The 17,402-nt window shown below is 63.0% G+C and carries 20 protein-coding genes; 5 read left to right on the top strand and 15 right to left on the bottom strand.

What is annotated here, in order from left to right:
* The 3 genes from C9990_RS17140 to C9990_RS17130 are packed head-to-tail and all read right to left on the bottom strand — an operon-like array spanning position 1 to position 3,528.
* On the bottom strand, positions 1-1,206 hold the full coding sequence (locus tag C9990_RS17140; protein ID WP_106804060.1) for an LLM class flavin-dependent oxidoreductase: 1,206 nt from the start codon (positions 1,204-1,206) through the stop codon (positions 1-3).
* Between the two features lie 13 nt (positions 1,207-1,219).
* Positions 1,220-2,446 carry a lipase family protein gene (locus tag C9990_RS17135; protein ID WP_065901243.1) on the bottom strand — a complete coding sequence of 409 codons (1,227 nt, stop codon included), beginning with the start codon at positions 2,444-2,446 and terminating at the stop codon, positions 1,220-1,222.
* A 14-nt stretch (positions 2,447-2,460) separates the two neighbouring features.
* Complete coding sequence (locus tag C9990_RS17130) at positions 2,461-3,528, bottom strand: ABC transporter substrate-binding protein (RefSeq protein WP_106804059.1); 1,068 nt, start codon at positions 3,526-3,528, stop codon at positions 2,461-2,463.
* 401 nt (positions 3,529-3,929) lie between these two features.
* Here C9990_RS17130 and C9990_RS17125 point away from each other — a divergent pair, with 401 nt between their 5' ends.
* From C9990_RS17125 to C9990_RS17110, 4 genes are all read left to right on the top strand, one after another.
* Complete coding sequence (locus tag C9990_RS17125) at positions 3,930-5,006, top strand: sigma-54-dependent Fis family transcriptional regulator (protein ID WP_065901248.1); 1,077 nt, start codon at positions 3,930-3,932, stop codon at positions 5,004-5,006.
* A 48-nt stretch (positions 5,007-5,054) separates the two neighbouring features.
* Positions 5,055-5,672, top strand: a complete 618-nt coding sequence (locus C9990_RS17120) for an LpxA family transferase (protein WP_106804058.1) — start codon at positions 5,055-5,057, stop codon at positions 5,670-5,672.
* A 93-nt stretch (positions 5,673-5,765) separates the two neighbouring features.
* Entirely contained in the window at positions 5,766-6,284 is a 519-nt protein-coding gene (locus tag C9990_RS17115; RefSeq protein ID WP_106804057.1) for a sigma-70 family RNA polymerase sigma factor, read from the top strand.
* The gene (locus C9990_RS17110; RefSeq protein ID WP_106804056.1) at positions 6,281-7,207 is read left to right on the top strand and encodes a FecR domain-containing protein; all 927 of its coding nucleotides are present in this window, start codon (positions 6,281-6,283) and stop codon (positions 7,205-7,207) included. The genes C9990_RS17115 and C9990_RS17110 overlap by 4 nt, the downstream gene beginning before the upstream one ends.
* 470 nt (positions 7,208-7,677) lie before the next feature.
* On the opposite strand, the gene C9990_RS17105 is transcribed toward C9990_RS17110, so the two are convergent.
* Genes C9990_RS17105 through C9990_RS17090 form a run of 4 tightly spaced genes read right to left on the bottom strand, consistent with a single transcriptional unit; the run spans position 7,678 to position 10,591 of the window.
* A complete protein-coding gene (locus C9990_RS17105) occupies positions 7,678-8,040 on the bottom strand; it encodes a hypothetical protein (RefSeq protein ID WP_106804055.1) in 363 nt (120 codons plus the stop codon).
* Positions 8,041-8,071: 31 nt separating this feature from the next.
* Entirely contained in the window at positions 8,072-8,785 is a 714-nt protein-coding gene (locus C9990_RS17100) for an ABC transporter ATP-binding protein (RefSeq protein ID WP_106804054.1), read from the bottom strand.
* Positions 8,782-9,609 carry an ABC transporter permease gene (locus C9990_RS17095; RefSeq protein WP_065904914.1) on the bottom strand — a complete coding sequence of 276 codons (828 nt, stop codon included), beginning with the start codon at positions 9,607-9,609 and terminating at the stop codon, positions 8,782-8,784. Before C9990_RS17095 ends, C9990_RS17100 begins: the two co-directional genes overlap by 4 nt.
* A gap of 10 nt (positions 9,610-9,619) precedes the next feature.
* On the bottom strand, positions 9,620-10,591 hold the full coding sequence (locus C9990_RS17090) for an aliphatic sulfonate ABC transporter substrate-binding protein (protein ID WP_065904916.1): 972 nt from the start codon (positions 10,589-10,591) through the stop codon (positions 9,620-9,622).
* A gap of 319 nt (positions 10,592-10,910) precedes the next feature.
* Here C9990_RS17090 and C9990_RS17085 point away from each other — a divergent pair, with 319 nt between their 5' ends.
* The gene (locus C9990_RS17085; protein WP_003173733.1) at positions 10,911-11,126 is read left to right on the top strand and encodes a molybdopterin-binding protein; all 216 of its coding nucleotides are present in this window, start codon (positions 10,911-10,913) and stop codon (positions 11,124-11,126) included.
* A 129-nt stretch (positions 11,127-11,255) separates the two neighbouring features.
* On the opposite strand, the gene C9990_RS17080 is transcribed toward C9990_RS17085, so the two are convergent.
* The 8 genes from C9990_RS17080 to C9990_RS17045 form a co-directional block, all read right to left on the bottom strand.
* Positions 11,256-12,407, bottom strand: a complete 1,152-nt coding sequence (locus C9990_RS17080) for a MalY/PatB family protein (protein WP_106804053.1) — start codon at positions 12,405-12,407, stop codon at positions 11,256-11,258.
* 59 nt (positions 12,408-12,466) lie between these two features.
* Positions 12,467-13,060, bottom strand: a complete 594-nt coding sequence (locus C9990_RS17075; RefSeq protein ID WP_106804052.1) for an FMN-dependent NADH-azoreductase — start codon at positions 13,058-13,060, stop codon at positions 12,467-12,469.
* Positions 13,057-13,497, bottom strand: a complete 441-nt coding sequence (locus C9990_RS17070) for a GNAT family N-acetyltransferase (RefSeq protein WP_106804051.1) — start codon at positions 13,495-13,497, stop codon at positions 13,057-13,059. The genes C9990_RS17075 and C9990_RS17070 overlap by 4 nt, the downstream gene beginning before the upstream one ends.
* 249 nt (positions 13,498-13,746) lie before the next feature.
* A complete protein-coding gene (locus tag C9990_RS17065; RefSeq protein ID WP_106804050.1) occupies positions 13,747-14,403 on the bottom strand; it encodes a response regulator transcription factor in 657 nt (218 codons plus the stop codon).
* 116 nt (positions 14,404-14,519) lie between these two features.
* Positions 14,520-15,572 (bottom strand): chemotaxis response regulator protein-glutamate methylesterase, encoded by a 1,053-nt coding sequence (locus C9990_RS17060; protein WP_106804049.1) that lies wholly within the window; start codon positions 15,570-15,572, stop codon positions 14,520-14,522.
* Entirely contained in the window at positions 15,569-16,060 is a 492-nt protein-coding gene (locus C9990_RS17055) for a chemotaxis protein CheD (protein ID WP_106804048.1), read from the bottom strand. Before C9990_RS17055 ends, C9990_RS17060 begins: the two co-directional genes overlap by 4 nt.
* Entirely contained in the window at positions 16,057-16,869 is an 813-nt protein-coding gene (locus tag C9990_RS17050) for a protein-glutamate O-methyltransferase CheR (protein WP_106804047.1), read from the bottom strand. Before C9990_RS17050 ends, C9990_RS17055 begins: the two co-directional genes overlap by 4 nt.
* Positions 16,870-17,397 carry a chemotaxis protein CheW gene (locus tag C9990_RS17045; RefSeq protein WP_106804046.1) on the bottom strand — a complete coding sequence of 176 codons (528 nt, stop codon included), beginning with the start codon at positions 17,395-17,397 and terminating at the stop codon, positions 16,870-16,872. It abuts the gene before it with no gap.
* Positions 17,398-17,402 lie beyond the last annotated feature (5 nt).

Below are 17,402 nucleotides of genomic sequence, written 5' to 3'. Positions count from 1 at the left end.
TCAGGCCCCGCCATTGGCCGAGTGCAGTTCGCGCACCGGCTCCTGTGTGCGGCTCAGTTCGACCCGCTCGCTGCGAAAGTGCGGGAGGATATGCTCGCCGAGGCGATAGGCTTCTTCCAGGTGCGGGTAGCCGGCGAGGAAGAACAGGTCGATGCCGATGCTGTTGTACTCGCGAATCCGCGCCACCACGTTCTCGTAGCTGCCCACCAGCGCGCAGCCCGGCGGAATGCCGATATAGCCGAAGCCGGTCCACACATTGGGGTGAATGAAGAAGTCGTCGAAGCCCTGCGCTTCGTTCTTCTCGGCAAAGCCATGCTCATAGCTCAGTTTGCGCGCGGTGCGCAGCCCGGCATGCGCGGCCACGGCCTTGACCGCGCCACGGGCGATGCCTTCGTCGAAGAAACGCTTGGCCTCGGTGCGGGCCAGGTCTTCGGTCTCGCGCGTGATCACGTCGATCGACAGGCCGAAGCGAATGTCGGTGCGTCCCCACTTAAGGGCGCGCTGGCGCAGGTCGGCGATCAGCGCGGCGATTTCATCCGGGTGCTCGGCGCGCATCAGGTAGAAGTCGGCGTGCTTGGCAGCGAACTCGCGGGCCGCAATCGACGAGCCGGCGGTGCAGATCAGCGGCAACTGGGCTTTCTTCAGCGGCCCGCGCAGGCCACCGCCATCGGCTTTGTAGAATTTGCCGTCGTAGTGGAAGGTCTCGTTGTGCCAATAGCCCTTGACCACGTCCATGAACTCGGTGGCGCGCGCGTAGCGTTCATCGTGGTCGCTGTAGTCGCCGACCTGGCGCTGGATCGCGTCCGAGCCGCCGTTGATGATGTTCCAGACCAGCCGGTTGCCGGTGGCGCGCTGGTAGGTGGCCGCCTGCTGCACGGCCACCCACGGGGTGTAGTGGTAGGGCTGGAACGCCGTGACGAACTGCAAGGTGCGGGTCTCGCGGGCGAGCAGCGAGCAGACCGTCCAGGGTTCTTCACCGGTCGGCGCGTTGACCATCAACGCGCCGCCGAACTGGTTGATCTCGGCCGCCTTGGCGATCTGCCCCAGGTAGTCGATATAGGTGAAGTGGTCGCCCACGCTGAACCCGGACACTGCGCCAGTGCCGTTGGCGCCGCCGCGATGCCAGTCGCCACGGTTACGTGGATCGCCGGGCAGGAACTGGGTTTCGCCGTGCAGCGGCAAGCGGGTGAAGAATTCGATGCTCATGCAAGCCTCCTGCTTATTGCGCGCTCGGGGCGCACACCGGGGTAATCGGCTGGTCGTTGATGACCTTGTGGGCAAACGGGATCGAGTCCTTCAGCGACGCATTGACCGTGGCGCTGTGGCCCAGGCCCTTGTACAGGTGGCCTTCGACGATGGAGCCGGCGTTGCAGGCGTCCTGCATCAGCTTGACCTGGGTGGCGGCAGCGGGGGTGGTGTCTTCGGCACCGGTGCCGATGAAGATCGGCTTGGAGGTCTTCAGGGTCGGGTAGGCGATTTGCGCGAGCCACGGCGCGAGTTGTTTGCCCTTGTAGTCTTTCTTGGTGTTGGCAATGCTCAAGCCGAGGCCTTCGACGTCGCCTTCCAGGGCAAACAGGCAACTGGTGCGCGCCTGTTCGAACAGCGGCAGGGCCTTGTCGGTGTAGAAGTCGGCCGGGTTGATGCTCGGGTCGTATTGCTGGGCCGCCAGCAAGGTGTAGAAACCATAGGCCAGGGTCGGGTCGACTTTGTTGCGCACTTCTTCACTGGGGTTCTTCGCGTAGTCGAGGGTGTAGATCACGCCGGTGCCCACGCTGCCCTTCACGCCCAGGTTCGGCGCATAGGTGGCGGCATAGGCTGCGGCGGCAAAGGCCCCGGCACCGCCCTGGGACTGGCCGACGATCAAGACTTTATCCGCCAGCCCCGGCACATCGGCGACCACCGCCTTGGCGGCGTCGAGAATGCCGTAGGCGGCCATGCGGCTGTTGAGCAATGGATGGCCGCCGGGCACGCCGAGGCCTTGATAGTCGGTGGCGACCACCGCAAACCCTTCTTCCAGCCAGCGGTTGAGGTAGGTCACATCGCGGTAGGAGCGACCTTGCCAGGACGGCGCGCAAACGTCCGCCACGCCCACGGTGCCGTGGCCCCAGCTGACCACGGGCCAGCCGCCGGCCGGTGCCTTGCCCTTGGGCAGGAACAGCGCACCGGAGACCACGATTGGCGTCTTGTTATCGATGCCATCGGTGGAGGTGTACAGAATGCGTTGGGCACTGGCGGCGTTTGCCAGGCTCAGGGTCTTGTCCAGCGGTTCGCTGCGCAGCAGTTTGCCGGGGGTGGCCGGAATGACTTTTTCCCAGGTGTAGAACGCCGAGACGCGGCCATCGCCTTGCAGCGGGTCGGGCTTGGGGGCGTGCACGTCGGCGGCGAAGGCGCTCATGGACAAGGCCAGTACGCTGAGACCGAAGGCGAAGGAGTGCGGCAGTTTCATCAGTCATTTCCCTATCAAGGATTAGTGCTGACCTGGCCATGCAGGGCCGGCCAGTAGTCGGTGAGTTTCAGGTCGATCAGGGCCTGGTTGGTGAAGCCGGTGGCCAGTGACGGGCCGATGTCGTAGGTGTCGCGAATCAGGTGGTTGGCCAGCGCGTAGGCGGTCAGCGCCTGGTAGTGGGCCTTGAGTTGCGCGTCGCTTTTCGGTGCCCAGCGGTCTTTCCAGGCCACCGGGTCATTCTGGTCGTCGCGTCGCAGCACGCTCTCGGCGGTGCCGGCGCGCGAAGACAGCTGGTAATAGGCGTCCTGGTTCTGCGGCTGGGAAATCCACCACGCCGCCTTGACCCACGCGGTGGCGAGCAATTGGGTGATGTCCGGGTTCTGCTGCACAAACGCGTCGGTGCCCCACAGGTCCGAGACCAGGCGCCAGTCGTTGCTGCCTTGCTTGGTCGACCAGATGATCTTGCCCACGCCTTTGTCTTCCAGGGCGTAGGCTTCGCTGAGCAGCACGGCCGCATCGACCTTGCCGGCCGAGACCGCTGCGGCGCCGACCTGCGGGTTGAGGTTGGCGATCTTGAAGTCGTCGAGTTTCAGGCCCTTGCTGGCCAGGAAGTTGCTGAAGGCGAACTCCCAGGGACGGCCACGGTGCAGCGCAAGGCGCTTGCCCTTGAGATCTTCGATGGTCTTGGCGCTGGAGCCTTCGGGCACCACCAGGTAGATGTTGTTGCCGCTGCCCCCGGGCACGATCAGCTTGCCCGGCACACCGCCGGCACCGGCGATGACGGAAGGCAGGTCGCCGCGCACGGCGAAGTCCACGCTGTTGTTGCTGAAGCCCTCGTTGATCTGTGGGCCGGCGCCGGCGTGGGGCAGGGCGATCCATTCCAGCTTGACCCCGCGCTCGCGCAGTTGCGCTTCAAGCCAGCCCTCCTCGATCACGCGCCCGGCGATGCCACCAAACACCGGTTTACCGCCTTGGGTGTAGGCGACGATGGCGATTTTCACCGAGGTCGGAGCGGCGTGGACGGTGCTGATTGCAAGTACCCCGAACAGCGCCGCGATGGTCTTGCGCCAGAGGTTTTTCATGGGCGTTCTCCCTACCTGAATTGACAACCCCGTTAGGAGCCGGCTGGCCGGCGATGCGGCCCTTGAGCCTTGCAGCGCCTGAAAAGACGCTATCGCCAGCACGTCGGCTCCTGCACGGAGATCGTGTTGGGAGGGAGAGAGCAGATTGCATGCCAGCCAGCGAAAAAAGCGCTCTAGCCCGCGTGCTGCAAGGCCTGCAGGGTTTCGTCCAAAGGTGGCTCGAAAGGCTGGTTGCTGATGGGCGAACACGCAAGTGCTGGCCGGTTGCTGCTCCAGCAGCAGTGCCAGGTGTCGCTGTTGGTATATTCGATCAGGGAATATATTAATATTAATTAATAATTAAATGGTCTAGAAAACTTCATGCACTATTGAGCACGCGCTTTTACTGCCAGGAATGCACCATGTCGCTGATCACCCATCCCAACGCCCGTGAATTGACCAAGTCGGTGCGTGCCACCGTGCTGGTCTTCAAGGACCCGCGCTCGCAGGAACTGCTGGCGCGTATCGAGCGCCTCGCGCCCAGCGAGGCCAACACCTTGATCATTGGCGAGACGGGCACCGGCAAGGAATTGGTCGCGCGGCATATTCACAATTTGAGTCGACGCGGACGCGAGCCCTTTGTCGCGGTGAACTGCGGTGCCTTCGCCGAAACCCTGGTGGAGAGCGAACTGTTCGGCCATGAAAAGGGCGCGTTCACCGGCGCTACCACGCACAAGGCTGGCTGGTTTGAAGCGGCGAACGGCGGCACATTGTTCCTCGATGAAATCGGCGACCTGCCACTGAACATGCAGGTGAAATTGCTGCGCGTGCTGCAAGAGCGCGAGGTGGTGCGCCTGGGGTCGCGAACGCCCATCCCGATCAACGTGCGGCTGGTGGCGGCGACCAACGTCAACCTCGCGGACGCGGTAGTGGCGGGGCATTTTCGTGAGGATTTATTTTACCGTTTGCACGTCGCGACGATCCGCCTGCCACCGCTGCGCGAACGCCCCGGTGACATCCTGCCGCTGGCCGAATTCTTCCTCGAAGAGCACTGCCAGCGCCTGGGCTACAACCGCGCCAGCCTGAGCCTGGAAGCCGAGCGCAAAATGCTCGAACACAGCTGGCCGGGGAATATCCGCGAGCTGGAAAACGCCATTCACCACGCCTTGCTGGTGTGCCGCAACCAGCGTGTGCAACCGGCCGATCTGCACCTGGTGGACATGCGTTCGTCGGGCATTCGCCAGGACGAAGCCAACCATGCGCCGCCGGCCATCAGCGGCCCGGTCGACCTGGAGAGCGCACTCAACGCGCTGTTCGAGCAAAACATTCCAGACCTCTACGAACACATCGAAGAGACGATCTTTCGCGCGGCGTACCGCTACTGCCACGGCAACCAGTTGCAGACCGGGCGGCTGCTCAATATCAGCCGCAATATCGTGCGCGCGCGGCTGGAGAAGATCGGCGAACTGGGCAAGCCTGCGCTGCTCGACGGCCAGTAAACCGGGTGTTAGCGTTTCGAGCTTCTCTGATCTGTAGAGGGCTCGACATTGATCCGACTGACCGATTACATCGCCGATATTTCCCGCTCCGCACTGTCCCCCTGGGCCGACCTGTCGCCCTGGGCGCTGGTGACCCAGGCACCTGCGGTGGTTCGCCAGTTGCTGGCCGACCTGCCGGCTGACGACTACAGCGTGCAAGGCGAAATTGCTATCCACCGCAGCGCCATCGTCGAACCGGGCGCCTTGCTCAAGCCGCCGCTGATCATTGGCGCCGATTGCTTTATCGCCAGCGGCGCATTGCTGCGCGGTGGGTGTTGGCTGGATGCGCGCTGCATCATCGGCCCGGGCGCCGAGTTGAAAACTTCCTTCGTGTTCAGCGGCAGCAAGCTGGCGCACTTCAACTTTGTCGGCGATTCGGTGCTCGGCCACGGTATCAACCTGGAGGCGGGCAGCATCGTCGCCAACTACCGCAACGAGCGCGATGACAAGGAAGTGCAGGTGCGCGTCGCAGGCCTGTTGCAGCGCACCGGGTGCGACAAGTTCGGCGCGTTGCTCGGTGACCAGTGCCGCATCGGTGCCAATGCAGTGCTGGCCCCGGGGGCGGTGTTGGCGCCTGCCAGCGTGATTGGGCGCGGGCAGGTGTTCGACGCCGAGGCGCCGATATAAACGCGAGGTTGAAAAGATCGTGGTGTCGCGGCGGGATATTAATTAGAATGAATCTCATTTGAGACATAATCGCGCCCGTGCAGGTTGCTCGCCATGAATGATGCTGTTGTCCCTACGCACGCCCCCGAACTGACCTTGTCGTGCCTGTACCGCGAGCATCGCAGTTGGCTGGAAAGCTGGCTGCGGCGGCGCCTGGGCAATGCCTGGGATGCAGCCGACCTGAGCCAGGACACGTTCCTGCGGGTGCTTGCGAGTGCCCAGCCGATCGCGCAGATGCAGGAACCGCGGGCTTACCTGGTGACCGTCGGCAAGCGCCTGCTGGTGAATTTTCATCAGCGCCGCAGCCTCGAACAGGCCTACCTGAATGCCCTGGCCACTTTGCCCGAGGCCTGTGTTCCGTCGCCCGAACAACGCTGGTTGGTGCTGGAAACCCTGCAGGCCCTGGATGAATTGCTCGATGGCTTGCCGGCCGTGGTCCGCCGCGCGTTCTTGTGGAGCCAGCTCGAAGGCCTGGGATACCGCGAGATTGCCGAGCGCCTGGCAGTGTCCGAGCGCACCGTGAAGCGCTACATGGCCCAGGCCTATGAACATTGCCTGCTGGTGGAGCTGTGAACCGTGACGTCGCGCGTGCGGCCGCCCAGTGGCTGGCACTGCTGGAATCCGGCGCCGCCACCGAGGGTGATCACGCCGCCCTGCAGCACTGGCGCGACAGTCATCCTCAGCACGAACAGACCTGGCAGCGCGCGCAAAGCCTGCGCCAGCGCTTCAGTGAGTTGCCCCAGGCACTGGCCATGGCCAGCCTCGACCGCCCGCAGCCGGGGCGTCGCGCGGTGCTCAAGCGCGCATTGGGTGTGGCGGCGCTGGTGCCGGCGGCCTGGCTGATCAGCCGGCAGTTGCCCCTCGACGCCTGGCGTGCCGACCTGCGCACCGCCACCGGCGAGCGCAAGCGCCTGCCACTGGCGGACGGCGCCAGCCTGCAGCTCAACACCGCGACGGCGGTGGACGTGGACTTGGCGCAACGCCGCGTGACCCTGGTCGACGGCGAACTGGCGCTGACGGTGCCGGGTACGGCAGCGCTGACCGTGGACACCCGCTATGGCCAATTGCGCGTCAGCCAGGCCGAGGTGTGTGTGCGGCAACTGGCTTCCGGCTGCCGGGTCTCGGTGCTCAAGGGGGCGGTGCAGGTACGCGACCTGAAAGGGCAATTGGCGACGCTGCAAGGCGGTCAACAAGCGTCTCTGCAAGTCAGCGGGCTGGGTGCCTGGGCGCCGTTCGATGTGCTGCAACTGGGCTGGCGCGACGGCGTGCTGACGGCACAGAACCAGGCGCTGGGGGATTTCCTGCGTGAACTGGAGCGCTATCGCCCGGGTGTATTGCGTTGGGATCCGAGCCTGGAATCGCTGCGGGTCACCGGCAGTTTCCGCCTCGACGACACCGACCGCATCCTCAGCCTGCTGGCTTCGACGCTGGGGCTGGAGCTGCACTCACGCACCCGCTATTGGGTGACCCTGGCACCGCGGGACACGGCTGTTTGAGGGTTGTGGTGGTGGTTGCCTGGCCGACTTTATGTGCCTGGTGGGGTTGTTGAGGCAGCTGAACTTTATATGGTTACTGGGTTTTCAATTGTGGTGAGCGGGCTTGCCCCGCGTTGGGCTGCGCAGCAGCCCCAGTCCAGCAGAATGCAGTGTGTCAGGCAATCCTCGGTGTCAGGTTCTGGGGCCGCTTCGCAGCCCAACGCGGGGCAAGCCCGCTCGCCACAATGAGTTCATTAGCCCCAGAAATCCCAGGGGCCACAATGAGTTCATCAGCCGCAGAAATCCCAGTGGTCACAATGAGTTCATCAGCCCCAGAAATTCCAGTGGTCACAATGAGTTCATCAGCCCCAGAAATCCCAGGGGTCACAATGAGTTCATCAGCCCCAGAAAACCCAGGGTCACAATGAGTTCATCAGCCCCAGAAATTCCAGAGATCACAATGAGGTCATCAGCCCCAGAAATTCCAGTGGTCACAATGAGTTCATCAGCCCAGAAATTCCAGGGGGCACAATGAGGTCATCAGCCGCAGAAATCCCAGGGGGCACAATGAGTTCATCAGCCCCAGAAATCCCAGGGGCCACAATGAGTTCATCAGCCCCAGAAATTCCAGGGGCCACAATGAGTTCATCAGCCCCAGAAATCCCAGGGGTCACAATGAGTTCATCAGCACCAGAAATCCCAGGGGTCACAATGAGTTCATCAGCCGCAGAAATCCCAGGGGGCACGATGAGTTCATCAGCCCCAGAAATTCCAGTGGCCACAATGAGTTCATCAGCCCCAGAAATTTCAGTGGTCACAATGAGCCCATCAGGCACATAAAGCTCTGTGGCCACGACAGACCAGCAACTCCTCCCTCCATCACCGTCAAATCACATGCGCCCGTTGCAGCTCAGTCAGCGACTCGACCTTGAGCCGGGCCAGCAGTGGGTCGCGTCGGTCCCGTGGGTGCGGCAGCTCCACTGTCAGTTCCTGGCGGATGCTGCTCGGGCGGTTGTCCATCACCAGCACCCGGTCACTCAGGTACAGCGCCTCGTCCACATCATGGGTCACCAGCAGCAGTGCGATGGCATGGTGCGCGGCCAGTTGCAGCAGCAAGTCCTGCAGTTTCATGCGCGTGAATGCATCCACCGCACTGAACGGCTCATCCAGCAGCAACACCTGCGGACGTGAATACAGGCCGCGTGCGATGGCCACGCGTTGCGCCATGCCGCCGGACAGCGCCTTGGGCAGCGCCTGGGCAAACCCCTTGAGGCCGACTTCCTCGATCAACTGCGCGACCCAGGCCTTGTTGTAGTGGCTGTCGTCGCTGAAGCCGATGTTCTGTTCCACGGTGAGCCAGGGCATCAGCCGAGGTTCCTGGAACACGAACGCCACTTCGCCATCGGGGCTGCGCAGTTCGCCCTGGAAGTCCTTTTCCAACCCGGCCACGATGCGCAGCAAGGTGCTCTTGCCGCAACCGCTGGGGCCTAGCAGGCTCACGGCTTCCCTAGGTCGCAAGGCCAGGCGCACGTCTTTCAACACGGTGGTGCTGGCGAAGCTTTTACGCTCCACCCGAATCTCCAATAACGGCTGGCTCATGGTTGCGCTCCTTGGCCATTGAAAGTATCGCGCCAGGCCAGGCAGCGTTTTTCCAGCGCGGCGAGCAGGCCGTCGCTGACCTTGCCCAACAGCGCGAGCACGATGATTGCCGCCAGCACGATGTCCGGCCGCGAGGTTTCGCGCCCATCGCTGAGCAGGTAACCCAGGCCCTTGGTCGCCGCGATCAGCTCGGCCGCCACCAGGAACATCCACGCCAGGCTCAGGCCACTGCGCAAGCCGGTGAACAGGCCGGGCAGGGCGGCGGGCAGCAGGATGCGCCGCACCAGCCGGCGCCGACTGAAGCCGTACATTTGCCCGACCTCCACCAGCTTGCGGTCGATATCGCGGATCGCCGCCACCCCGTTGAGGTAAACCGGGAAGAACGCGCCAATCGCGATCAGCACGATTTTCGAGGTTTCATCGATGCCCAGCCACAGCAGCAACAGCGGCACCCATGCCAGGCTCGGGATCGAGCGCAGGCCCGCGAAGGTCGGTTCCAGATAGGCCTCGGCCTCACGGCTGAGGCCGACCCAGGCGGCGAACACCAGGGCCAGGCTGGCGCCGATGGCAAAGCCCAGCAATACCCGGCCGAGGCTGGCGCTGATGTGCTTCCACAACGCGCCTTCGGCCAGGTCGGTGAGGGTCACGGCGATCTCGCTTGGCGCCGGCATCTGGTAGGAGGGCAGCCAGCCGACCCGCACGACCACTTCGAGGATCAACAGGATCGCCACCGGCAACACCAGCCCCTTGAGCCGGCGCGGCCAGGCGCTGCGCGGGTTGATCAGCGGCGCAGGCAGCGGCAGTGCTTGGGTTTTGCTGGTCATCACAGACCCCTTATGGCTTGGGCAGGGTTTGGCCGAACGAGGTATCGATCAACTGGTCGATCACCTGGTCGACATTCACGCCTTTGCGGACCAACTCTTCGGACACCAGGATCGGCGCAGCGGCCTTGGACGACTGCACATCCTTGCTGCTCAGCAGCGGGGTGCTGAGGTCGGTGCGCGACAGTTGCAGCTTGGCCACTTCCAGCGGCAGGCCGGATTCGTCGGCGAGCAGCTTGGCGAATTCATCCGGGTGCTTCACTGCCCAGTCGCGGGCTTTTTCATAGGCACCGAGTACTTTGGTGATGGTTTGTGGGTGCTCCTTGGCGAATTTTTCGGTGACGCTGACTACGCCGTAGCTGTTGAAGTCTTTGTTGCGGTAGAGCAGGCGCGAGCCGGCCTGGATTTCACTGGCGGCCATGTGCGGGTCGAGACCGGCCCAGGCATCGACGTCACCTTTTTCCAGCGCGGTGCGGCCATCCGGATGCTGCAGGTGGACCAACTCGACGTCGTCTTTTTTCAGCCCGGCCAATTGCAGGCTGCGCAGGGTGAACAGGTACGGGTCGGTGCCTTTGGTGGCCGCGATTTTCTTGCCTTTGAGGTCGGTCACGCTCTTGAACGGCGAGTCCTTGCGCACCACCAGGGCGGTCCACTCGGCGCGGCTGTAGACGTACACCGATTTGATCGGGCTGCCATTCGCGCGGCTCAACACTGCCGAGAGGCTGGCGGAGGAGGCGAAGTCCACGCCGCCGCTGTTGAGGTACTCCAGGGAACGGTTGCTGCCCTGGCTCAGGACCCAGCCGACTTTGCTCTTGGGCAGGGCTTGTTCCAGCCAACCGAAGTGTTTGAGCACCAGGCTGACGGGGGAGTAGTAGGCGTAGTCGAGGTTGACTTCGGCGGGGTCGGTCTCGGCGGCGAAGGCCGGCGATTGCAGGCACAGGGCAAGGGCGCAGGCGCCGAGTAGACGGTGGGTCAAAGGTTTCATGGAACAGCTCCGGACAAGGCGTTGAGAGAAGGCTTTTCTTATATTCAGAAAGCTGAGATGGCATGTTCCATCATGCTTTATAGGAATATGCAGTCTCTGTGCCATCTTGCGCGAGGCCGGATTTGCTGGGGTTTGGACAGGTCAGGCTGTTGTTGGGTGCAGCAGATTGTTGAACCACTGTTGGCAGGCGAACAGTTGGTATATTTCTAAATCATATAAATAAAGAGTTATTTATTCCTTTTAATGTTCTCCGTGATAGCGCATTTTGAGGGCCTGCGCATTCGTGCGGATTGACCCAACAGCCAAAAGGAAACCCGACATGACCATTAAAGCGATCAACGTGCGCAACCAGTTCAAGGGCGTGATCAAGGAGATCCTGCTGGGCGAAGTGGTGTCCGAAATCGACGTGCAAACCGCGTCGGGTATCGTCACTTCGGTGATCACCACCCGCTCGGTGCGCGATCTGGAATTGAAGGTCGGCAGTGAAGTGATTGCGTTTGTGAAGTCCACCGAAGTATCCATCGCCAAATTGTGAACCCCATATAAATGTGGGAGCGGGCTTGCTCGCGAAGGCAGTGTGTCAGTCAACCCATCGTTAACTGTCCCGATGCATTCGCGAGCAAGCCCGCTCCCACATTTTTTTGCGTACCGTCAACGTCGCGAATCAGCCCCGGCGGTGACGCAAGGCATGCTCCATGCGTTGCAGGCCTTCTTCGAGCATCGAGCGTGGGCAGCCGAAGTTCAGGCGCACGAACTGCTGGCTGTCGTCGCCGAATTCGATCCCTGCGCTCAGGCCGACCTTGGCGTGTTCGAGGAAGAACTGCTGCGGGTCGTCCAGGCCCAGGGCGCTGCAATCCAGCCAGGCCAGGTAGGTGCCCTGCGGGGCGTGCATGACGACGCCGGGCAAGCGCGTGTTGACCGCGTCGAGCATGTAGTCGCGGTTGGCTTGCAGGTACCCGACCAGCGCCTCCAGCCAGTCGCCACACTGGCTGTAGGCGGCGCGGGTGGCCTCCAGGCCCAGGGGGCTGACGCTGTCGACCATGCCGCAGCGCGCCTGGTTGAAGCGCTCGCGAATCTCGGCGTTCTGCACCACCGCAAAGCAGGTCTTCAGGCCGGCGACGTTATAGGCCTTGCTCGCCGACATCAGGGTGATGGTGCGCTGGGCGATCTCGGGGCTGAGGCTGGCGGTGGGGATGTGCCGGCGGCCGTCGAAGCACAGCTCGGCGTGAATCTCGTCGCTGATGATCAGCGCGCCCTGTTCCAGGCAGGCAGTGGCCACGGCCAGCAGTTCTTCGCGCGGAAAGACTTTGCCCATCGGGTTGTGCGGGTTGCTCAACAGCAGCGCGCCGGCGCCGTCGAGTGCCTGGCGCAGGGCCGGCAGCGGGGTCAGGTATTCACCGTTGATCAATTCAAACGGCACTTCGATACGCGGCAGGTTCCAATGCCCCGGCGCCAGGCGGATCGGGCGATAGTTGGGGGTCTGCAGCACCACCGGCTGGCCGAGTTGCACGAAGGCGTGCAGCGCCATATTGAAGCCCGGTTCGACGCCGGGCAAAAACAGCAGTTCTTCCGGTTGCACGCGCCAGGCGTACTTGGCCCACAGGTCGGCGACAATGGCTTCGCGCACATCCGGACCGGCCACGCTGTAGCCGAGGATCTGCTGGTCGAGGCGCGCGCGCAGCGCCTGTAGCACCGCAGGTGGCGCGGCGATATCCATGTCGGCGATCCACATCGGCAAAACGTCGGACGGATAACGGTTCCACTTGGTGCTGCCGGTGCCGAGGCGGGGGTGGATCGTGTCGAAATCAAAGCTCATGGGAGGCTCGTGTCAGGGAGGCGGGCGCAAGAATGGCGCTGATTCTAGCGCCATTATTTTTATAGGCCAGAGCTGATTGCCTCGGACAGTTGCCGGTGGGCGAGTTCCACCGCGCGGTTGACCGCTTCCGCGCCACGCACCATTGCGCCCAGGTAGATGAAATCCACCGTGTGGATGCCCACCGTGGCCAGGATGGCGTGCATGTACGGCGTCAGGAAGTCCGGCTCATGGCCCTTGCGGGCATTGCCGGAACTGACCAGCACAAAGGTGCGGCGGTCCTTGAGCAAGCCGACTTTTTCGAACTGCGCATTCACCGTGAAGCTGCGCTGGATGCGCACCACATGGTCGATCCAGCTCTTGAGCGCCGCCGGCACGCTGAAATTATGCACGGGGGTGCAGATGACCAGCAGGTCGCAGGCCTCCAACTCGACGATCAACTCCTCCGACCGCGCGGTGGCGCTGCCGCTCAAGCCGCCCGGGGTGGTGAGGGCGTTGGCGTATTCGCGGCTCAACGGGGGCAGGGCCTGGCCGCCATAGTCGCGCTCCGTCACTGCGGCGTCCGGTACCAGGTCGCGCAGCAGCGCACGGGCCAGCTTGAAGGTCTGGGCCGCCTTGCCATGCGGGCTGAAACTCAGCAACAGGGCGCGGGTCATTGGCTCAGGTCCTGGGAGAAATGCATGCCCAGCGGCAACAGGCCTTGGCGGAAATAGAAACGCTGGGCCAGGGCCATGTGCATGCCGGTGTCGAGCACCAGCCAGCGATAGCCACGGGCGCGGGTTTCTTCGCGGACCCGCTCGAGCAGTTGTTCGCCCAGGCGTCGACGCTGCAGGGTGGCGTCCACGACTAAATCATCGACATAGATAAACCGGCCATACAGGGTGTTTTCCGTCAGCCGGTAGCCGGCCAGGCCAATCACCTGGCCGTGCTCGCGCGCGGCCAACAGGTGGTAGCCGTTTTGCCGTTGCCGTTGGACCTGCGCGGCGAAGGCGCTGGCGTCGGTCAGGTGAGGGCGCAGTTGCTGCATCAGCGCAAAGCTGGCGATGCAATCGGCCTCGGTTTGCATTGCTACGAACTCGACAGACTCATGCATGGTTGAAGTGCTCCTGACACGCCTGGCTGGCGCAAGTGGCGAAGGCATTGTTGAGGCGAGAAGGCATGGGCAGTTCCTGGTGGCACGCAAGAGAGGCGCCATTTTCGCGGGTAGCCAGGCGAACCAACAGGGGCATGAATGGACAAGTGGCCTGGGACATGATCAGGCGTAGCGCCTGTGGGGCGGCGTTGAAGTGCAGTGCGCGGGGCGTGCGTGGCGGAGCCGGATCGCCGGTCGGGGAGGCCGGTCTTAGTCGTTTATCTGCACGATCCCTTCGCGTACCGCAAACATCACCAGGCTGGCGACATCATGGATGTGCAGGCGATGCATGATCTGCGAGCGATGTGCCTCGATCGTCTTGATGCTCAGCCGCAGGCCTTGGGCAATATTGCGCGTGGTTTCGCCGCGGGCGATCAACCGGAGTATCTCCAGTTGGCGCACGGTCAGTTTCGAGTGCGAGATGGGCTTGGTTTCTTCGCGAGTCTGCTTGACGGCCTGGCTGACCACCAACGACACAACCGGCACCGACAGGTACTGGCCGCCGCTCTTGAGCGCCTCCAGCGCGAGTTCGAGCTCAAGCACGCTGGCACTTTTCAACAGATAGCCCTTGGTGCCGAGTTGCAGGCACTGCATCACGAAGCTGGAATCCTTGTGGGTCGAGATCATCAGGATGCGGCTGGCCGGCGCGCTGATCGACAGGCTCTTGAGCAGTTTCATGCAGGCAACCCGTTCGATATCCATGTCGAACACAATAATGTCCGGTTGCAGGCTCGAGGCGAGTTCGAGGGTGGTGCTCTCACTGTCGGCTTCCGCGATGACTTCGTAGGGCTCTTTTTGCTCCAGGAGTGCACGCAGGCCGGCACGTAACAGGGGATATACATTCGCTACAAGGATTCGACAACGCATAGGCTTCAGCCCAAATCGCAGAGACAAGAGGCAGCGTTGATCTCGCTGCTGTAATTTACTGTGTAGCGTCCGTGTCTACAGGGGTTAACGCGCAGGTCGCAGAGTGTGAAGACTTTTCAGCCGTGGCGCGCGTTATCGCCAAACTCCTGGATCAAGCGGGAGAATTTATTCAACGGTTCAACGGCTTGGGCCGAGCCCAGTTTGATCGCTTCCCTGGGCATGCCAAAGACCACGCAACTGGCCTCATCCTGGGCGATGGTCTGCGCGCCATTTTCACGCATTGCCAGCAGCCCGCGCGCGCCGTCGTCGCCCATGCCGGTCATGATCATGCCCAAGGCGCTGGGCGCGGCATGCCTGGCGATCGAACGAAACAGCACGTCTACCGAAGGTTTATGCCGGTTAACCGGCGGGCCGTCCACAACCTCGACCTGGTAGTGCGCACCGCTGCGCTTGAGTTGCATATGCAGGCCGCCGGGGGCCAACAATGCCAGGCCACTGTGCACCCGATCCAGATGCCTGGCCTCGCGCACTTCGATCTGGCAGAGCTTGTCCAGGCGCCGGGCAAAGTCGGCGGTGAATTTTTCCGGCATGTGTTGAACGATGACAATCCCCGGGCAGTCACGTGGCAATTGGCGCAAGACAAATTCGAGGGCTTGCGTGCCACCGGTGGAACAGCCGAGCGCGACGACTTTTTCGGTGGTGCGCAGCCGGTTGACCGGTGCAATCCGGCTGTCCTCGCCAGGCGCCGTGACCGTCGCGGGCAGGGCGCGTGGACGGGTCTTGGCGCCGTCCTCGATCTTGCGTATCAACTCGGCCGACAACGCTTCCAGGCTTTGCTTGAGCCCCAGCCGCGCCTTGGTGAATACGCCCACGGCGCCTGCCGACAGCGCCTCGACGGCGACGCTGTTGCCCTGCTCGGTCAGCGTCGAGCAGATGATGGTCGGCGTCGGGCGTTCGCGCATGAGCTGGCGCAGGAAGGTCAGGCCGTCCATGCGCGGCATTTCGATGTCGAGCACCAGCACGTCCGGCCAGTCGCGGCGCATTTTCTCGATGGCGTAGAGCGGGTCGGCCGCCTGGCCGATGACCGTGATCCGTGGGTGGCTGGCCAGGCAACTGGTGAGCACCTGGCGCACCAGCGCCGAGTCGTCGACGATAAACACCTTGATCATCGCGGCAGGCTCCGTACCGGCGGCGACGGCAGGCCGTTGCGCAGGCACTCGATTGCACCGCTGCGGCCGTTGACCTGCAGGCGCCGGTAATGGTCGCCGTTGAGGTCCCAGGCGTCGACCGACCAATTGCGCAGGCTGAACTGTTCCCGCGCAAAAGCGCTGTTGCCGGCGCCGACCCTGCGCCGTGGGTTGCCTTCGAAGCGCACCAGGCTGCCACCGCCGAAAATGCCCTTGCGGTACTCCGTAGGTTGCGTGCCGTGACGGGCCATGTCGGCGTGGATGCGCTTGAACACGGACTCGCCGTAACGGGTGTCCAGGCGTGTGCCTGCGCCCGGATCGTTGGGCAGCAGGAAGTGCGAGACCGCCAGCAGCCGCCGGTGTGGGTGCCACAGCACTACGGCGACGCAGCTGCCGAGCAAGGGGGTGACCACGCCGTCGTGGGTCCCGAAGAAGTAATCGCCGGGGTGCAGGAATATCGAAGGTTTCATAAAAGCTCGTAGACCGAAGGGCAGGTCAGGCGCATCGGCAGATCAAAGCCGTGGATGCTTTCCGCGTGCCCGATAAACAGCAGGCCGCCGACGCGCAGCTGGGTAATCAGGCGCCGGACAATCCGCTGTTTCTCTTCGTTGTTGAAATAGATCAGTACGTTGCGCAAAAAGATCACGTCGAAAGGCCCGAGTGCCTCTGGCAGCGGTTGCGTTAGGTTGATCTCACGCAGGGTGATGCGCTCGCGCAGCGCGGCCTGCACGCGAAATCGCCCGCTCATGTCGCCGACGCCGTTCAGGCAATAGCGCTTGAGCCAACCCTCGGGAAAATACTTGGCCTGGGCCATGTCATAGATGCCGTCGCGGGCCCGCGCGAGCATGCTTTGGCTCAGGTCGCTGGCGACGATGGACCAGTCCTGCGTGCGCGCGTTTTCGCTGGCAACCATTGCCAGGCTGTAAGGCTCTTCGCCGGAGGAGCAGGCGGCACTCCAGATCTTCTGCGGTCCGCGCTGGCGGGCCAACCATTCACCGAAGAAATCGAAGTGCGGATGCTCACGAAAAAAGTACGTTTCGTTGGTGGTGAGCAAATCCACCACCAGCCGCCGCTCCTTGATGAACAACGGGTTGTCGAGCAACTGCAAGTAATCGGCGTAGCTGCCCAGCCGATAGTGGCGCAGGCGCTTCATCAGGCGGCCGGCGACCAGCGGACATTTGTTGGGCGCCAACTGGATGCCCGACGCCTCGGCCATGAGTTTCTGCAAGCGGCGAAACTCGTGTTCGGCGAGTTTCGGCAGGGTTAAAAGCGCAGACATTCAAAGGCCGTTCGTGACGGCAAGGCTCAATTGCGCGATGTCATCCAGCGACAATACCTGGGCGATATCGAGAATGATCGTGAAACCTTGTTCATTGCGGGCCATGCCGGCGATGAAGTCGGTGCGGATCCCGGCGCCGAACGGCGGCGGTGCGACCACCTGCTGCGGGTCGATATCGAGCACCGCGTCGACGGCATCCACGACCAGGCCGATGGCCTGGGTGCTGTCGCTCAAGGCCAGTTCGATGATGACAATGCAGGTGCGGTTGCCCGCGCGGGTCAGCTCGAAGCCAAAGCGCGCAGCCAGGTCCAGCACCGGCACGACATTGCCGCGCAGGTTGATCACGCCATGGATAAACGCCGGCATCATCGGCACGGCCGTCACTTGTGCGTATTCGATGATCTCGCGCACCAGTTCGATCGGCAGCGCATAGTCCGCGTCACGCACGCGAAACGACAAGTGCTGGATGCTCAGGGGTTCGGCCAGTGAGTCGACGGTTTGAAAACGTTGGTTGGCAAGGGAAGTCATGGGCG

The organism is Pseudomonas sp. S5D5, from assembly GCF_003013355.1.
Taxonomy (GTDB): Bacteria; Pseudomonadota; Gammaproteobacteria; order Pseudomonadales; family Pseudomonadaceae; genus Aquipseudomonas; species Aquipseudomonas aylmerensis.
Note: the sequence above shows the minus strand (reverse complement) of the source record. Positions and strands in the feature narration are given on the sequence as shown.

Coding starts and splice junctions, on each gene's coding strand:
- C9990_RS17115 (WP_106804057.1), top strand. CDS start 5,766: ATGAATGATGCTGTTGTCCCTACGCACGCCCCCGAACTGACCTTGTCG.
- C9990_RS17125 (WP_065901248.1), top strand. CDS start 3,930: ATGTCGCTGATCACCCATCCCAACGCCCGTGAATTGACCAAGTCGGTG.
- C9990_RS17065 (WP_106804050.1), bottom strand. CDS start 14,403: ATGCGTTGTCGAATCCTTGTAGCGAATGTATATCCCCTGTTACGTGCC.
- C9990_RS17135 (WP_065901243.1), bottom strand. CDS start 2,446: ATGAAACTGCCGCACTCCTTCGCCTTCGGTCTCAGCGTACTGGCCTTG.
- C9990_RS17090 (WP_065904916.1), bottom strand. CDS start 10,591: ATGAAACCTTTGACCCACCGTCTACTCGGCGCCTGCGCCCTTGCCCTG.
- C9990_RS17060 (WP_106804049.1), bottom strand. CDS start 15,572: ATGATCAAGGTGTTTATCGTCGACGACTCGGCGCTGGTGCGCCAGGTG.
- C9990_RS17095 (WP_065904914.1), bottom strand. CDS start 9,609: ATGACCAGCAAAACCCAAGCACTGCCGCTGCCTGCGCCGCTGATCAAC.
- C9990_RS17085 (WP_003173733.1), top strand. CDS start 10,911: ATGACCATTAAAGCGATCAACGTGCGCAACCAGTTCAAGGGCGTGATC.
- C9990_RS17075 (WP_106804052.1), bottom strand. CDS start 13,060: ATGACCCGCGCCCTGTTGCTGAGTTTCAGCCCGCATGGCAAGGCGGCC.
- C9990_RS17080 (WP_106804053.1), bottom strand. CDS start 12,407: ATGAGCTTTGATTTCGACACGATCCACCCCCGCCTCGGCACCGGCAGC.
- C9990_RS17130 (WP_106804059.1), bottom strand. CDS start 3,528: ATGAAAAACCTCTGGCGCAAGACCATCGCGGCGCTGTTCGGGGTACTT.
- C9990_RS17055 (WP_106804048.1), bottom strand. CDS start 16,060: ATGAAACCTTCGATATTCCTGCACCCCGGCGATTACTTCTTCGGGACC.
- C9990_RS17050 (WP_106804047.1), bottom strand. CDS start 16,869: ATGTCTGCGCTTTTAACCCTGCCGAAACTCGCCGAACACGAGTTTCGC.
- C9990_RS17100 (WP_106804054.1), bottom strand. CDS start 8,785: ATGAGCCAGCCGTTATTGGAGATTCGGGTGGAGCGTAAAAGCTTCGCC.
- C9990_RS17140 (WP_106804060.1), bottom strand. CDS start 1,206: ATGAGCATCGAATTCTTCACCCGCTTGCCGCTGCACGGCGAAACCCAG.
- C9990_RS17045 (WP_106804046.1), bottom strand. CDS start 17,397: ATGACTTCCCTTGCCAACCAACGTTTTCAAACCGTCGACTCACTGGCC.
- C9990_RS17070 (WP_106804051.1), bottom strand. CDS start 13,497: ATGCATGAGTCTGTCGAGTTCGTAGCAATGCAAACCGAGGCCGATTGC.